The following is a 16626-nucleotide window of genomic DNA, read 5'->3' as shown; positions in this document are numbered from 1 at the left end:
TAACATTTATCCATTCTCCTAAATTCATTACTAGACTTTTTCGAAAAAAACTTAATTCTATTATAATGCAACACGTGCGTCCGTCCTGTGATCTTCGTCGGAATTATAATAATTCTTTTTGCTTTTATTCAATAATACGGCATAATAGTAAAGAGAAGTTCACTAATCTAATAAAACTGTCTTAATAAAAGTGTTGACTAACGCAGTTGATTAATTGAGTGAGGTGCGCCATGAGTAATTATTGGAATCAATTTACCCAGAATCTCGATCCGTATGTTCCGGGGGAACAGCCTAAGGATCGAAAGTATGTCAAACTAAACACAAATGAAAACCCATATCCGCCATCAGCAAACGTATTGGCGGCAATCAAAGAAGCCGCAAATGATCAATTGCGGTTATATCCGGATCCGAATTGCGATGCATTAAGGAGCAAAATTGCCGACCATTTTCAGCTTGATGCCGATCAGGTGTTCATCGGAAACGGCTCAGACGAAGTACTTGCATTCAGCTTTATGACGTTCTTCTCCGCTGAAAATCCGGTCGCGTTTGCCGATATTACCTATAGCTTTTATAAGGTGTACGCGAACATGTGCTCCTTGAGTCCGAAAATTATTCCGCTGAACGACGATTTCACGTTGCCGACGGATGCATTCTGTGAGCCGAACGGCGGCGCCGTGATCCCAAATCCAAATGCACCGACCGGTCGTGGTCTGCCGATTGAATCGATCCAGCACATTTTGGAAGCAAACAAAGATCAAGTGGTCATCATTGATGAAGCCTATATTGATTTTGGCGGTACCACGGTTGTTCCGCTCATTAATGATTATCCGAACCTCCTCGTTGTTCGGACACTGTCAAAGTATTCCTCGCTTGCCGGCATTCGCGTCGGTTTTGCTCTAGGACAAAAGGATCTGATCAACGGACTTAATACTGTAAAGAATTCGTTTAACTCCTATACGATCGATCGGCTCGCGATGGCAGGTGCCATTGCTGCAATTGATGATGACACCTATTATCGCGACATGGCTCAAAAGATTATTGCAACACGTGAACACACGATCAAACGGCTGCAAGCAATCGGCTTCCGTATCGTTCCCTCACAATCCAACTTTATCTTTGCCAGCCATAAAATAGTAGCCGCGGAAGTCATCTTCCACGCAATGCGTGAACATGGCGTCCTGGTGCGCTACTTCAATCAACCGCGCATTTCCAATTATTTGCGAATCACAATCGGCACCGAAGAAGAAATGGACAAGCTTGTCGAAGCTTTAGAAGATATTTTATAAGAAAAAAGAAAAGCAAACACGGGCTGGGATATTCCAGTCCGTGTTTTTGTTTAACCAGGTGCGCATGACTCAAAATCATGTTCTGACGGGAGGGCTGTTTCCCCATGATCACCTGTGTAATAAGCCTCGTTAACTAAGAAATGTCAGTACTCTATGTGAATCATGGCCTTGGATCTTCTGTTGTACTGGGTGATATAGCTACTTTAGAAAAATAGTAAATTTCTATGATTCTACGATTCGTCCAAAAGACTGGAGCAGTAGCATGTTTTTAATAACTACATTCGCTTTCCACCAATTTTCACTTATTGCAAATTCCTTAATATAATTATTCCAGTTCCATGTTATATTCCAAATACCTTCCGCGTTTCTCGTGTTTATAATATAATCTAGTTCTTTATCTAGAATGTCTTCGTTACCCTTATAGAAAGAACTTTCAGGTGATTTGATAAACACGGAGGGGCTACAACCATAATCGTTCCAGCTATTTACGTCTTTTTTTATCAAATCGGTTATCTGTCGACTTAGCACATCGACCAAATTGGAATAGTCAAATTGATTTTCTAGATTCGCTTTGTCGATATAACGAAGCATATGGGTCACACACAAAAGTGGGTGCATTTCTAGTTGTGGGTTTTGCAAAAAAGAGTTTGACAGCTCTTGTGCAATGTTACCCCCCCTTAAATAAAGGTTGCTGCCCTTGCTCGCATATTCTAGAATAAATCCAGCAATAATAGCAGTCGGGTTATACTCTTTTCGGCTCACACGATCTGAATCCGTGTGCCACCATGGAGCGTGCGGGTAGTCGTTATTCGACAAAACGGTATTTTCCCACTTGCCGTCCTTAAAATCAGTTCCACGTTCTAAATACTTCAGTATTCCATTAATTAATGGATGATTACGATCATCAAAATTAATCTCTCTAAGAATTTCCATAGCCGTGGATGTCTGAATTGGTGTTGAATTGGGATTCCATGAATCAGCCTCCAATGCATGACCAAACCCACCATCCTGATTTTGATATACAGATAAACTATTTAGGACATCTTCTTGAGTACCATCTTCAAAATGATACTTCCATCTCGCTAGATCCAGAGGGCGAGCATTGCGGTACATCCAATTTCGAATAATAGCAAAATCAAACGTTGATAAGTTCATATTAGATTTCACACCCACTACTATTTTTATAATTACAGATTCTCTTAATTTCATTAAATAGAATAAAACTCCACGATACAAGTGAATATTTCGACATTTTATTGTCACTCCGCTTCTCATATATCGTTGGCTTTTCTTTTTCAATTTGAGGATAATTCACAAACATCCTCGCACAGGATATATGTTTCTCTTTGCACATCAATCAATTGCATTGAAAATCCTTTTTAATCGTTCCTAGTGTTTCACTTAATCGATCGTCACCACAGGAAAAATATACATTTCCATATTCAGCATAATACGGATGCAAAAACATTAAGGGTAAACCACGCTGTTACAAACTATGTTGCTCTGAGATGTAATATATTGCCTTTTAGCAAACATTTATTGATAAACGATAAAAAGAGAGGTAAAATCAAATGGCAAATAAAAGTGTGAGGTGCTTTTTATGAAACGAGAAACCCTCTTTCTCAAGTGTTCCGTTTTTCTTATGGGGTTGCCTATTCTTGCTTTATGTATCTTTGTATTGCCTAAGATCACTGCATTCTTTGCAGAATTAAATCCAAAGTTGGCTTATTTGCAATATCCCTTTTTAATCGGGTTATACGCAACAGCTATCATATTTTTCGTCGCACTGTTCCAGACGTTAAGACTTTTAAGGTATATTGACAACAACGAGGCATTTTCGGAACTGTCTGTAGCTTCGTTAAAGATTATCAAACGCTGTGCTGTGATTATTGGTGCCCTCTATGTGGTGTTTATGCCACTTATCTATCTGATGGCAGATGCAGACGATTCACCTGGGATGATCATCATCGGGCTAATCATCATTTTCGGCTGCATGGTGGTTGCAGTCTTTGCCGCTGTTCTTCAAAAGCTTTTAAAAAACGCCATCGATATAAAATCAGAAAATGACTTAACGATCTGAGGTGAATCACATGGCGATTATCATTCATTTGGATGTCATGCTGGCAAAAAGAAAAATGAGTGTCACCGAGCTCTCTGAAAAAGTCGGCGTGACCATGGCTAATCTTTCAATATTAAAGAACGGAAAGGCAAAAGCCATTCGTTTTTCAACTTTGGAAGGAATCTGTAAGGCTTTAGACTGTCAGCCCGGAGATATTTTGGAATACAAAAATGAGGACTAATAAGTTCATTCTAAAAAATAGACTTGAGATCATTGACCAGTAATGAGGCGTTTATACTTCTTGAGGTCGAAATTAAAAATACAAATAAGGCAGAAATTTTTATTTCTGCCTTATTTGTATGCATAAACGTACATGATTCACTATTTTGTTAAAGCAGCAGAAAACCTTGCAATTGCTGCTCATAAAGGTAACAAGGAGAAACATGAAAAATACCCCAATTAAAAAAATTCACATTACCCCTTGGTCACTCATCACGTTCGTTGCTGCTGTGGTAGCGTCTCGCAGAATCGCATACGCCTGATCACAGTTCTCTTTGGTTGCAATGAGTGGCGGGATCAATCGAATGACACGGTCTCCGATGAGGGTGACGAGCATTTTCCGATCAAAGCATTCGTGTTTCACATCGTGACCGATTGGTGAGTCAAATTCAATACCGATCATCAGACCCTTGCCTCTCACTTCCTTTACATGAGGGAGCGTCTTTAATTTTTCTACCAAATAACGCCCAACCGCTTCGGCGTTGCCCGCGAGATCCCGATCCAATAGTTCTTTAATTTCAGCGTAAGCCGCCGCGCAACAAACCGGGTTCCCGCCGAAGGTCGTTCCGTGCGATCCCATCGAGAAAGCCTTTGATACTTCCTCGGAAGCACAGATCGCGGAGATTGGCATGCCGCCGCCCATCGCTTTCGCCATCGAAACAATGTCTGGTTTGACGCCATAGTCCATATAGGCCATCGTTTTCCCGCTCCGACACCATCCGCACTGCACTTCATCAAACAAAAGCAGCAGTCCTTTTTCCTTGCATAACGCAACGATTCCGTCCATGAATTCTTGAGTCGCAGGTGTCACACCGCCTTCACCCTGAATAGGTTCAAGCATAATCGCAATGGTATCCTTCGTAACTTTTGCTCGAAAATCATCAACATTATTAAATTCGGCATAACTGAAACCGGGAACGACCGGCTTGAATCCGATCTGGCAGGCATTATCCGGCTGACCGGTCGCGGACATCGCCCCGTAGGTTCTGCCATGGAAGCTTCCTATTGCTGTAATGATGTGATACTTGTTTGGGCCATAGTTTTCGACACCGTATTTGCGCGCCATCTTGATCATCGCTTCATTTGCTTCGGTCCCTGTACTCTGAAAGAAAATCTTATCCATCTGCAAGGTTTGACAAACTAATTCGGCGAGCAGAGCTTGAGGAACAGTATAAGGATAGTTGAATGTATGCATGATATCGCCAACCTGATCACGAACAGCAGCGACGACTTTCTCATTGCAGTTTCCCGCGCTGTTGACCGCAATACCGCCGTAGAAATCCAAATAAGCTTCGCCGTTTTCATCATACAGGTACATCCCTTTGGCACTCTGCGCGATGAAATCATACCGCTCATAGGTTTCGATCATATATTTTTTTGTCAGTGCCTTAATTTCTTCAGGCGTCTTTTGCACATCGGATAGTTTCATGATACCTCTCCTTCTTTCTCCAAATTAAACTCAATTGTTTTCATACATTCTGTCGGTATTCATAAGGCAAGGTTTTCATTTGCCCAAATGTCGTCATTTCCTCGACCTGAACCAATGTATCTTTTAAAATAGCAGTTTGCATCGCGATATTATTAGGTTCTCCGGCATTGGATCCAATCGGAACATGGGGAGCAGTGATACGCGGTGCCCCTTGCTGCTTGGCAATCGGCGGAAGCGCCGCGATGATGATTGTCGAGATACCAACTGCTTCGACCGCGCGTTGCACTATCGTTGCAGAACGATGACAGGTGCCGCAGCCTCCCGTAAACACCGCGATGTCCACGCCTTCTCTTTTTAAAATTTGGGCAATAGCAGGACCGGTTTCCTCTTTAAATTTATTCACATTGCCGCCTCCGCCCATAAATCCAAACAGAACCGGTGCAACTTTGCCGATAAAGCCCTCACGTTCGAGTTCATGGAGCCGGTCGATGGGAAACATCGAATTGATATCCTTATTCACATCGCTGTTATCAAATCCGCCATGACTGACCATCAATTCGGAAGCAGGCGTATCGGATGGGATTTCGCGAAACGAGTAATCACCGGAGAGAATGAATCGTTTCTGTGATTTCAAATGCACACCGCCTGCCGTGCAAAAGGCAACCGTGCATTCACTCAAAGGTTTGTCTAACGACGACCACACCGGTGAAGGCGTAATCGGAACATAGATTTCAGATTTAAGCCCTCTTACTGTTGTCAATGACATTGTTATGTCCCCCTTAAAAATTGATTTCGTTGTTGACAAGATTGCCTTAGATACTCAGACAACCTGAATATAACTGAGGTAAACTTGGATCGTTTGGCCCACTTGCAACGCATGATCCGAGATGACCGATCTTAAGGGCACTTGAATAATTCCCATGCGCCCTTTCAAGGTGACTTTGACATCACGTTCAGTGACTTCGAGAATGGTTCCCGGTAAAAGCTTAGGTGTCAATTCATAATCCATGCTGCTCGCACATCCTTGTCCGTTTATGGAATCAATTGCTCGTTTGCGTCGATAACTTCCTGAGACCATTTGCGGTTTGCCGATTCAATCGGAATACCGGCCATTTTCGTTTTCAACATAACCAACGCTCGCTCAGCGTCCGATGGGCAAATGGTACTGTCGGCAAGAATTTCATTTTCAAAGCCTTCCGGGTCCTTATTGAGTTCAACCATTGCATCCATGTATTTATTGCCAACAACCAATTGTCCTTGATAAGCACAGAAGGAGACACCGACAACATGGATACCGCGACGGCCAATTTGTTCAATATTCTCCGCAAAGTCAATGTGGTTATTGCCGAAGCCTTCTGTCGTGACGATGGCACCCTCGACGTCGAGGGCTTCAGCAAGTGCGCCGAGACGAGCGGAGACATAGGATTTTTCGTCATTCACTTGCGGACTGCCAATAAAGACAACGCCTGCTAGATCAATCTCATCATCTTCAGCCATCAGATTGACGAGTGGTTCACGGAAATAGTGACGAGTGACTTCTTTGGTCGCCGGTCCGATGCAGGTCAACGCATGAATACCGCCGTCACGGACCTCATTCGGTGAAAGCACAACAGGTACATTTCCAAGATCAACATTGCGCCGTCCGCCGATGACTCCTGCAGGTTCGTTAGGCAGAAGCACATTATCGTGCATCGCGCCCTGCCCCATAATTTCCTTAACAAGAATGACACGTGGCTTGCCGGACTTTTTCCAATCACGGAATATTTTCTGATCGGCTGAAGCATCAGCCGAAACTTCTTTTAAGACATCACGAATTTCTTGAATAATGTAGTCACAAGCTTTGTGTGCCGCATATGGCCCCCGACGTTCCATTCCGGTATTTTCTTGAACCGTCACATTGACGCGAATCATAATATCTTCAAGATCCGGGCTGCCCGGACGACCAAAACGGATTTTTTCATCCAGATAGCCTTCGCAGGAACCGAATTCATGCACCTGGATACCTTTTTCATCAACACCGGTCAGAACAACGACAACACCGTTCATCACATTGGTTATGCCCTCGCCAAGAATTCCCTCAACCTTTGTTCCAATCGGAATGACGTCCATAATCGTATTGGAGTAGACATGACGATCTTCAGGGCGAATAATGTCCAATTCGACATTTTTGACTAAAGGATCTGCTTTTAGGGATTCCTTACATAACGCTTCACGAATGGTCAGAACCTTATCTTTAAATGTAGTTTCTTCTCCCACGCACACCTGTTCAACCGGATATGCTCTCTGTGTTAAAGTACGGATGACTTTATCCTCCGCCTTTTTACTAGGGGCTGTTGCAAAGGGCAAGGCGTTAACGTTGAGTCCTGTGGGCAATTCAATTTGTCCGACAAGTTTATCGATGTTGAATCGGATGACCTGTGTTTCACGAGTTGGATCTTCATCTGTGAATGTGGACGTCGTTATTTTTTGCGATTCCGATTCATTTTTTGGATTTTCCAAAAAATGACTGACCAATTCTGGAGTGAGCGGTGTCATGGAATCCGCATCCTGCTCCAGAGTCGCACCCAATACCTGACCAATCGTGAGGGCATGCTCCGGAAACGTCAGAAGGCCGGATTCTTCCAGATCAGGAAAAATAGATGGATCTTCCAAATCGGAAGCGGAGATCACCGTACCTTTTGTTCTTAAACAACAGAGGACTGCGGGATCATTCTGATGCTGTTTGGCTGTTTCAAAAGTAATAGACATGTGCATTCTCCTTTATAGATAAAATGAACTTCATTTTTGCAATTTGCGAATCAGATGTAAATTCATGGCACGCATCGCATTGTCCGTGACATGATGCACCGGGATGTGTAACTTCGGTGCTAGTGACATCACCGTATTGCTGCAATCGCTGCAGTTACCGATGAGCAGCGCTCCGGCACCGGCTTTTCTCAGTCGAAGCACACGATCTGCCTGGCCGGGACAGACACCCGGATTCCGGCATTTCAGCGATCCGCGCGCATAAACGGCATGCTTGCATGTCTCGACTCCGGCAACCTCTGCGCCCATTTTTTTCGCCAACTCCCGCATGCGTGCTTCACTAGCACCGCATGCGCAAACTAATAAGCCGAGGGGAGCTTTTGCCTGAAGAAAGGGCATCGTCACGATAATGCCTCCGGTCGTTTTCGTGACCACATCGTCCGGTGTGACACTATGTCCCATGAATGGACCGTCCATAATGATTTCGCCGTAGTCGCCGTCGATACCGCCGGCAGCTTCAATCAGATCACCGACACACGTGCCAATCGGTACATCCATGAAAACTTGAGCCTTTGGTCCGCCGCGCAGCCTGCCGGCAACTGTAATATTTTTTGAGAGAGCAGGACGTCCGAGTTCCACAGCCTGGGTAACGCGCGACAGGGTTTCCGTATTGATGATGATTGTATTCACCGTGATCGCGCGCGCTTCAGGAGGAAGAAGAACGCCAAGAGTGTCACGAATTAATGCACGTTCTTCGCCAATCGGATACAGATCACGCAACGGGAACACGGTAATACGCTCATCACGAATCACCTTTTCTATTTGAGCTATGGCTTGTCGGTGTTTCGCTTTAATCGCAATGATGCCGCTTGCCGCGCCGACCGCTTCCATGGCGTAGAGCAGCCCACGGTAAACCTCATCAGGATTTGCCTCAATTTGCTTAACATTGTGGTTCAGAATCGGTTCGCATTCCGCAGCGTTCGCAATCACTGTCCCGCCGTTAATCTCCTGATTTAGCTTAATTCCGGTAGGAAATCCTGCACCGCCCATACCGACAATCCCGGCAGAACGGATGCGTTCCCTAAGATCTCCGGGTGGAAGCGGCTTAAATACATCATGCTCCGGCTTTTCCCCACGGATAACGATATTCTCTGAATCGACTTTAATCACCGTGCCTGAAACACTTGCATGCAGATCAGCTCCTCTGCCGTCAACAAGCGCGATGCGTTCACCTCGCTCGACCCAATCTCCCTCTTGCACGCAGGGAATATCTGGTTTTCCAATGTGTTGTTTTAGAAGAAGCTTATAGTCCCGATTCAACGCGGTCGCTCCTTCCCTGTGTCTCTTGCAAACTAAAACCAAATTCAAAGGGATCTTCATGATCAAAAAGGAGTTTATTTTCACCCGTCAAATAAGCCCTACCGGTGATTTCCGGAATAATCGCTGCATAGCTTCCGACCATTGTGCTTCTCACTGCCCGACCAATAAATTTTGTGCCTGTGATACTCTCGCTGACAAAGGATTCACCGAGCCTCAATTTTTCCCTTGCGCAGAGCGAGGCAATTTTGGCACTTGTTCCCGTGCCGCATGGTGAACGATCCACCTGATTGTCACCGAAAACAACAATATTTCTCATTGTCTTCGTTTCCTGATCCGTTTGAAAAAATTCAACCAGGTCAACAGAATGGATATCCTCAAGGATTGGATGGACAGCTTGAACCTGACGATTAACTGCTGCACGGACAGCAGCCCCGGTCTCTATAAATTGACTTAAACAGCTCTGATCCATTGGAATGCCAATCTTTTGCGTATCAACGAGAGCAAAAAAATTACCACCAAATGCAATGTCCAACTTGATCGTTCCCCATCCAGGTATCGTAATTTCCGCATCTTTTTGAAACAGGAAAGAGGGAACATTGACAATTGTCGTCTCCTTCACTTTGCCGCGCTCCACCTTAACTTTCGTGTGAATCAGGCCTGCCGGTGACTCAAGCACAACATGTGTATAGGGTTCAGTGACGGGAACAAGTCCTCGAGCGACTGCAACGGTTGCGACACCGATCGAACCATGTCCGCACATATTAAGATAGCCGCCGCTGTCCATGAACACGACTCCAAGATCCGCTTCTTTGCGCGTTGGTTTCATGAGAATAGCTCCGAACATATTACGATGCCCACGGGGTTCATCAATGATGGCTCGGCGAAGATGATCAAAGTTTTTCTGCAAATTTCTTTTCTTTTCCATCATGGATTCACCGTCCACCTCGGGAAAACCGCTCACAATAATTCGGGTCGGTTCGCCCAAAGTGTGAGAATCAATAGCGAACAGGCTTTTGCAGCACTCCATCTGATCGGCTCCTTTCCTGTTAGAATCACAAGTTGCCAAGTGTTAAAAAAACATGGTTATATTACTCTAAGCAAGAAACGTGCCAAATGAAAAAGCCCAGAAAGTGAACTGAATTGTATAAATAATAGGAAAATAACGTTCCGATTTTGATACATGTTTCAAAATCGGAACACTTTTTTGTAATGTTTTATAACATAAAACTATAAAAGAACAAATAAGGAAGAACTTTTCGTAAGAAAAAATGACAGTGAACATTTATAAATACAAAAAGGGCACAAATAACCTGACATCAGGTTCCTTGTGCCTTTACTTCTAAAAAATAATCCTATGATCCAATGATTATGAAATTCCAAGCTGATGCATTTTATTATAAAGCGTTGTTCTTGAGATTCCTAGAATCTCTGCAGCTTTGTTTTTATTTTCATGGGTATGTTCCAATGCCTTCATGATCGCTTTTTGCTGACATTCCTTCATCGTGTGATCCAGTGAACGAATCGGCTGATCCTCAAATAGCAGACTTTGTTTGCTCGACCTAATTCCTTGTCCAGATTCACGAAAAGATGCAGGAAGATCGTTGACGTTCAACGTCTCACCTCTTGAAAAAACAACGAGCCGCTCGATAATATTTCGCAATTCTCTAATGTTGCCTGGCCAAGAATAATCGATCAGTGCCATCATGGTTTCTTTAGGAATTCGAGTGCACGGACGTCGATATTTCTCCGCAAATTCATAGAGAAACTGATGACTTAATTCAATGATATCCTCGTTCCTCTCTCTTAACGGAGGAATGGTAATGGTGATAATATTCAATCGGTAATACAGATCTTCTCTGAATTTACCTCGATGAACAAGTTCTTTTAAGTTTTTATTAGTTGCCGCAATAATGGAACAATCCGCATGTTTGAGCTTGGTTCCGCCTACTGAATAATAGGTTCCTTCCTGAAGAACCCTAAGAAGCTTTACCTGCATCTCAAGCGGAAGCTCGGCAATTTCATCTAAAAAAAGTGTTCCATCCTTCGCGAGTTCAAATTTCCCCTTACTTCCAAGAGGATTTGCACCGGAAAACGCGCCTTTCTCGTATCCGAAAAGCTCACTCTCAAACAAAGCTTCCGGAATCGCGCCGCAGTTAATCGGAATAAAAGGAGCTGCTCCGAATGTTCGCAAATCATGAAGCGCATTTGCGAATAATTCCTTCCCAACCCCTGATTCGCCAAGAAGCAGCACTTTTGCCTTCGCTGCACCTACTTGTTTGATCTTATCAATCGTATTTTGTATCGCTCCGCTCGAACCCTTAATACATCGAAACGGATCCACAGAACGATCCATCTGCGAGACTTGTTTCTGCAAATGATTGATGGTCTCTTCTGCATTCGTCAATTTTTTATTCAGCTGAGCCTGATAGGTCACATCTTGTTCACAGGAAACAGCACCAATGATTTCACCATTTAATTTCACCGGATTGGAATTAATGAGCACAAACAAATCTTCTCTTGGTTGATGCTGTTTATGATAAAACCGTTTGCCTGTATTAAGAATTTTAAGATTATCAAGCCGATTTTCAGGAAAAAACTGAGTCATCGGTTTGCCCAGAATTTCTCCCTTTTTAATCGAATACAATCGCTCCGCGCCGCTTGTCCAAACCACCGTATCCATATTTCTGTCAATCACTGAAATCGTACTGTCAGTAGTCTCCAGAATCGTATCATAATAGGCTTTAAGATATGTATAGGCTAGTAAAAATTGAGAGGCCAGTTCACTTGTTTTCAAATAACCGATCACTGCATCATTCTGCATTACGACCAGATAATCGCAGTACTTTATTTTCTCCCCAAGAGTCGTCCACGAATCATCCATATGAATACAGTCAGCATGGCATTCCGTTAGCTCATTGATAGGAATACGATATTTTTGAGCCATTGAATAATTGCGGTGAGACAACACGAGAAACTGTGACGATTGTTGGTGTACAATAACAGCACTGAATTGTTGACTGTGTGCAGACTCATTCCACCGTTCCTCTGTTGTCACGACAAAATCCGTACGAAGCAAATCGTTCAAATCGGGCAGCAGATGTTTCACTGATCTTCCTCCTCATATCCTCCCAAGCAGCGGTTCAATACGAATACTTTACCACAAATTTAAGCATAAAAATTCGTTATTGTCTAATTATTCCGAACCAAATGCAGCAAAGCAAGCTAGTGCCCTGATTTAATCAAAGCGCAAATCGTTCTAAGTTACTATTCGATTTGGATACCAGCCGCCAGGCTCAGACATAATGAGAATGAGAAATACCACCACCGTCTTATCCTAGTAAGACAGCTGTCAATCGAAAACGAATGCGGAAGTATGCATTATAAATGATGTGAAATCCAATTGTGAATCAAATTACTGTTGAAGATAAGTTAATGAAGAAAGATAAAATACGAGGTATAGAGATGCATTCACAAGATTGAAAGGATTTGTTCACTTGCAGAAGGAAAAATGCTGTATTATATGCCGATTTTCTTTTTGATCTTCTGAACTTCTTTACGGGTTTCCCAATATTCGTCATGAACCATTTTAATCTGGTCGGACAAATCCTCACCCATCTCATCAATTCGCCGATTCGTTTTTTTCAGTTCACGTTTAATATCTGTGATGTCTTGCTTCATCTCAACAATATCTTGTTTTATTTCAACAATATCTTGCTTCATCTCAACGATGTCTTGTTTCATCTCGTTCATTTCAACGCGCATGCCTTTGACGTTCGCGTCAACTTCTTTAATCGCCTGCATGATCATGCTCAATTCCTCAGCCATAATTCAGCACCTCCTTTAGCACTATCATAACAGCTGCTAAACGAATCCTGCAAGAACGTAGTCAGACCTTCTTACAAGATTTTAAAAGAGGCTCTGCCACGTCTATTTGAAGAACATAGCTCTATACAAAAAGAAGAGGCAAACCAATTGGGGCGCCTCACAAATCATATCAATTCAATTTTCTTCTTACCGTTTTAATAAATTTGTTCGTATACAATGTATAGTTGCATGCTTTTGGGTTTAAATCAGAGTTCATTCGAATAATCCTCGGTTTGGTCTTGTCACTGCTGAGTCCATGTGATTTAGCTACACAAATCCGGCCGTCAACCGAGCTAATGGTCATGTAAAACGGATTGTGTTCGCGAACCTTATGAAGATAATGATCAACCGCCTCATCCACATCTGTTGTCACAAAGTAAATATGCTCGGTATGGCCGAAGTTCCGGTCTGTTTGCAATTCAATAAAATTAAAGCGTGGAATTTCCGTCACTTGCAAGTTGCAACACCTCTCCCTTACCTTATTCTTCAGAAAGAGAAATGATTCCTGCATATGACTTCATAGACGAAAAATCCCCAACCTGAACCGCGAAATACTTCATTTTTTTCCTCACCGCTTGCACCAATGCTGACAGATCTGTAAGATTGCATGCTGGAACTGTCAGATGCCTCCGCACGAGACCTTGTATACTAAATGCATCAGGAAAAATAATCAGTGAGGAGCAATCATGATGTTGTTACAAGTCAATCACTTACAAAAGATATTCCAAACACGGTTTAGTAAAGAAAAGACCATCGCCTTACAAGACGTGACCTTTAGTGTCGAGGACGGTGAGTACATCGCCATTATGGGTGAGAGCGGTTCGGGGAAAACAACGCTTTTGAACACTTTGGCTACACTAGATAAACCGACATCAGGTTCCGTTATTCTGAATGGTCAGGATGTAACCAAAATTAAAGAAAACAAGCTGGCAGAATTTCGCCGCGCGCATTTGGGCTTTATTTTTCAGGATTTCAACTTGCTTGACACGCTGTCGGTTCGCGACAACATTTTCTTACCACTTGTCCTTGGCCGCCAAAGAGTTCGCGTGATGGAGCAACGTTTAGAAAAGCTGGCACCTAAATTAAACATTACTGATCTGCTGAACAAACAGCCTTTTGAATTATCCGGCGGTCAGAAACAGCGCGTCGCAATCGCCCGCGCCTTGATCACCGAGCCGGAACTTGTTCTGGCCGATGAACCGACTGCGGCGCTTGACTTCAAGAACAGTGAAGGTCTGCTCGCTCTGCTTGAAGAGATCAATGATACAGGACAAACGATTCTGATGGTTACGCACTCTGCGATTGCGGCAAGTCATGCAAAACGCGTGTTGTTTATTAAAGACGGCCGCATTTTTCATCAGCTCTACCGCGCAAATCGAGAAGCATCTAAATTCATGCAAGAAATCAGCATGACGATGACGAATCTTCTTGGGACCGAGGTGAGATAAATTGTTTTACCTGAAATTAGCCAGTCGCAATATTCGTCAATCCATGAGCAATTTCCTTCCCTTTGGTCTTTCAAGTGTTGTGATGTTTCTCATGAATCTGATGATCGCAACGATTTTGTTCAGTCCGAGTTTGAAAAAGCTGCCAAGCTGGGGAAATTTCGCAATGCTGCTGTGTCTCGGTTTGATCGTCCTGACCATCTTTGCGACTATCTTTATGATTTACAGTTATCGATTTTTACTTAAAAGACGAACGAAGGAATTTGGCCTTTACAATATTCTTGGTCTGAAAAAACGGCAGATTGTTCGAATTTCCATTCTGGAACTCTTGATGATGTTCGTTGCGACTGTGGTTGCCGGAACCATTTTAGGCATTATTCTTGCCAAGTTTCTCTATCTTTTCCTCATTCAACTCGTTGGTGAACATTATTTTGACCTGCAGTGGAGTCCGCTTGCGGTTTTGGTCGTTACTGTGGCTTTTGCATGTATCTATCTGCTGCTGATGATCATCAGCAGCTTCTCAATCCATCGTCAATCAAGTCTGGAGCTCCTTCACAATGCGAGCAAAGGAGAAAAAGAACCGAAATCACGCGGTATTTTGGCCTTGCTTGGAATCATTTTCTTAGCGATCGGTTATTACCTTGCCGTAACCGTAACCTCTCCGCTCGATGCATTAACGAAATTCTTTATTGCCGTGCTGTTTGTCATTTTCGGTACGCTCCTATTCTACATGAGCTTTACCATCTGGCTGTTGAAACGCCAGAAAAGAAATAAAAACTATTACTATCAGCCAAAGCATTTTATCACCGTTTCAAGTATGCTTTACCGCATGAAACAGAACGCGGTGGGACTGGCGAATATAACGATTTTAGTCACGATGACGTTCGTCACCTTGGCAACAACAGTCGGTCTCTACTCCAGTATCAACGGCTTTTTGAATGACTATTTTGTTCGCAACACGATCATTAATGTCAATACAACGCAGCAGCGAAGCAACACGCTCGTTGACCAAGTCGCCGAAAAAAACGGAATAACACTGAACAATAAAATTGTCTATGAAATGTCGAACAGTATGATCGGAGCGATGAATCATGGCAAGTTTGAGAACAAACAAAAGCTTTCAAGTCTGACGGCTGTTAACTTCATGACCGCAGACACTTATGAACAGCTAACCGGGAACAAGGTCCATCTGCTCGGCAATCAAGCAATTGTTTTCCCGGCCGTCGGCAGCTTCAATGAAAATCAGGTGAAGTTCGGGGACCATACATTTAATATTAAAGAAAAAATTAGCGAAATCCGTAACTTTCCATCGATTAGCATGACGGCATCAAACTGGTTGATTCTGATTGTGAATTCGAAGGAACAAATTCAACCGGTCTTAGACGCTGCATCCAAGGCAGTTGGCGGTCATAACACATTAGGCTTTGAGACAACCATTAGTGCGGATCTGACAACAAAGGATGCGAAGAAACTCAGACTGGCATTATCTCAATACCTCGCAGATGGAGATAAGCCCATTCAACGGATTGACAAAGAAAAAGAACAGGCGATAAGCGGCACTGAACCTTCTCTACAAAGCTATGAGGACACGCATCAGCAATTTGTCTCTTTTGCCGGCGGGTTCCTGTTCATCGGTCTGATCTTAGGATTCACCTTTATCCTCGGTACCGCATTAATCATTTACTACAAACAAATTTCTGAAGGGGAACAGGATAAACGCAGCTTCGAAATCCTGCAGGAAGTCGGTTTAAGCGGCAAAGAGGTACGGCAAACGATTCGTTCACAAGTACTGCTCGTCTTTTTCATGCCGATTGGCGTAGCAGTCGTCCACTTCGGCTTTGCCTTCATCATGATTCAGAAACTGATCAGTTTATTTGGCCCGACACGCTTCGGCTTGCTGCTGCTGACGAGCATGGGAACAATCGCCGTCGTTGCAGCCGTCTACTACATCATCTACAAACAAACGAGTCGAGCCTATTATCGAATCGTTGAACGGTAACTTCAAATAGGTTGTTTCAAAAGGTTGTCGAACTTATTCTGCGCTGCGGTTGCTCGCGATCAACTAAGCACGACCGCGGGCGATCCGGGAGTCTCCTCGGCAGAATCCGTAAAGCCTGTGGGGTCTCCCCTGGATCGCTGATCCCGCAGGCGTCTCGCACCTACGTGCTTAATCACAAACTTAATCTGAATAAAAGGTGT

15 protein-coding genes are annotated in these 16626 nt (G+C 43.5%); 5 read left to right on the top strand and 10 right to left on the bottom strand.

Features of this window, described 5'->3' with window-relative positions; all coding sequences use genetic code 11:
* Window positions 1-230 precede the first annotated feature (230 nt).
* Entirely contained in the window at window positions 231-1286 is a 1056-nt protein-coding gene (gene hisC, locus NOM01_RS14610; RefSeq protein ID WP_255749230.1) for a histidinol-phosphate transaminase, read from the top strand.
* A 222-nt stretch (window positions 1287-1508) separates the two neighbouring features.
* Here hisC and NOM01_RS14605 read toward each other — a convergent pair whose 3' ends face one another.
* The gene (locus NOM01_RS14605; protein WP_255749229.1) at window positions 1509-2495 is read right to left on the bottom strand and encodes a hypothetical protein; all 987 of its coding nucleotides are present in this window, start codon (window positions 2493-2495) and stop codon (window positions 1509-1511) included.
* Window positions 2496-2886: 391 nt separating this feature from the next.
* Here NOM01_RS14605 and NOM01_RS14600 point away from each other — a divergent pair, with 391 nt between their 5' ends.
* Together NOM01_RS14600 and NOM01_RS14595 are read left to right on the top strand one after the other, a co-directional pair.
* Window positions 2887-3366 carry a DUF2975 domain-containing protein gene (locus tag NOM01_RS14600; RefSeq protein WP_255749228.1) on the top strand — a complete coding sequence of 160 codons (480 nt, stop codon included), beginning with the start codon at window positions 2887-2889 and terminating at the stop codon, window positions 3364-3366.
* Between the two features lie 10 nt (window positions 3367-3376).
* On the top strand, window positions 3377-3586 hold the full coding sequence (locus tag NOM01_RS14595; protein WP_255749227.1) for a helix-turn-helix domain-containing protein: 210 nt from the start codon (window positions 3377-3379) through the stop codon (window positions 3584-3586).
* Between the two features lie 228 nt (window positions 3587-3814).
* Here NOM01_RS14595 and NOM01_RS14590 read toward each other — a convergent pair whose 3' ends face one another.
* The 9 genes from NOM01_RS14590 to NOM01_RS14550 all read right to left on the bottom strand — a co-directional run bounded on the left by NOM01_RS14590 (window position 3815) and on the right by NOM01_RS14550 (window position 13433).
* Window positions 3815-5053 carry an aspartate aminotransferase family protein gene (locus NOM01_RS14590; RefSeq protein ID WP_255749226.1) on the bottom strand — a complete coding sequence of 413 codons (1239 nt, stop codon included), beginning with the start codon at window positions 5051-5053 and terminating at the stop codon, window positions 3815-3817.
* Between the two features lie 40 nt (window positions 5054-5093).
* Window positions 5094-5819: a D-proline reductase (dithiol) protein PrdB gene (gene prdB / locus NOM01_RS14585; RefSeq protein ID WP_255749225.1), complete on the bottom strand. Its 726-nt coding sequence runs from the start codon at window positions 5817-5819 to the stop codon at window positions 5094-5096.
* A gap of 54 nt (window positions 5820-5873) precedes the next feature.
* Window positions 5874-6062: a CBO2463/CBO2479 domain-containing protein gene (locus tag NOM01_RS14580; protein WP_093673069.1), complete on the bottom strand. Its 189-nt coding sequence runs from the start codon at window positions 6060-6062 to the stop codon at window positions 5874-5876.
* A 23-nt stretch (window positions 6063-6085) separates the two neighbouring features.
* Window positions 6086-7801, bottom strand: a complete 1716-nt coding sequence (gene prdA / locus NOM01_RS14575; protein WP_255749224.1) for a D-proline reductase (dithiol) proprotein PrdA — start codon at window positions 7799-7801, stop codon at window positions 6086-6088.
* 30 nt (window positions 7802-7831) lie between these two features.
* Window positions 7832-9118 (bottom strand): proline reductase-associated electron transfer protein PrdC, encoded by a 1287-nt coding sequence (gene prdC / locus NOM01_RS14570; RefSeq protein ID WP_255749223.1) that lies wholly within the window; start codon window positions 9116-9118, stop codon window positions 7832-7834.
* The gene (locus NOM01_RS14565) at window positions 9102-10145 is read right to left on the bottom strand and encodes a proline racemase family protein (RefSeq protein ID WP_255749222.1); all 1044 of its coding nucleotides are present in this window, start codon (window positions 10143-10145) and stop codon (window positions 9102-9104) included. Before NOM01_RS14565 ends, prdC begins: the two co-directional genes overlap by 17 nt.
* A gap of 339 nt (window positions 10146-10484) precedes the next feature.
* Complete coding sequence (locus NOM01_RS14560) at window positions 10485-12224, bottom strand: sigma-54 interaction domain-containing protein (protein ID WP_255749221.1); 1740 nt, start codon at window positions 12222-12224, stop codon at window positions 10485-10487.
* A 410-nt stretch (window positions 12225-12634) separates the two neighbouring features.
* Complete coding sequence (locus NOM01_RS14555) at window positions 12635-12943, bottom strand: coiled-coil domain-containing protein (RefSeq protein WP_255749220.1); 309 nt, start codon at window positions 12941-12943, stop codon at window positions 12635-12637.
* Window positions 12944-13112: 169 nt separating this feature from the next.
* The gene (locus NOM01_RS14550) at window positions 13113-13433 is read right to left on the bottom strand and encodes a hypothetical protein (RefSeq protein WP_255749233.1); all 321 of its coding nucleotides are present in this window, start codon (window positions 13431-13433) and stop codon (window positions 13113-13115) included.
* Window positions 13434-13671: 238 nt separating this feature from the next.
* On the opposite strand from NOM01_RS14550, the gene NOM01_RS14545 reads away from it, so the two are divergent.
* Window positions 13672-14430, top strand: a complete 759-nt coding sequence (locus NOM01_RS14545; protein ID WP_304654917.1) for an ABC transporter ATP-binding protein — start codon at window positions 13672-13674, stop codon at window positions 14428-14430.
* A gap of 1 nt (window position 14431) precedes the next feature.
* Window positions 14432-16426 carry an FtsX-like permease family protein gene (locus NOM01_RS14540; protein ID WP_255749218.1) on the top strand — a complete coding sequence of 665 codons (1995 nt, stop codon included), beginning with the start codon at window positions 14432-14434 and terminating at the stop codon, window positions 16424-16426.
* Window positions 16427-16626 lie beyond the last annotated feature (200 nt).

The sequence above is a fragment of the Sporolactobacillus sp. STSJ-5 genome, from assembly GCF_024385605.1.
GTDB lineage: Bacteria > Bacillota > Bacilli > Bacillales > Sporolactobacillaceae > Sporolactobacillus.
Note: the sequence above shows the minus strand (reverse complement) of the source record. Positions and strands in the feature narration are given on the sequence as shown.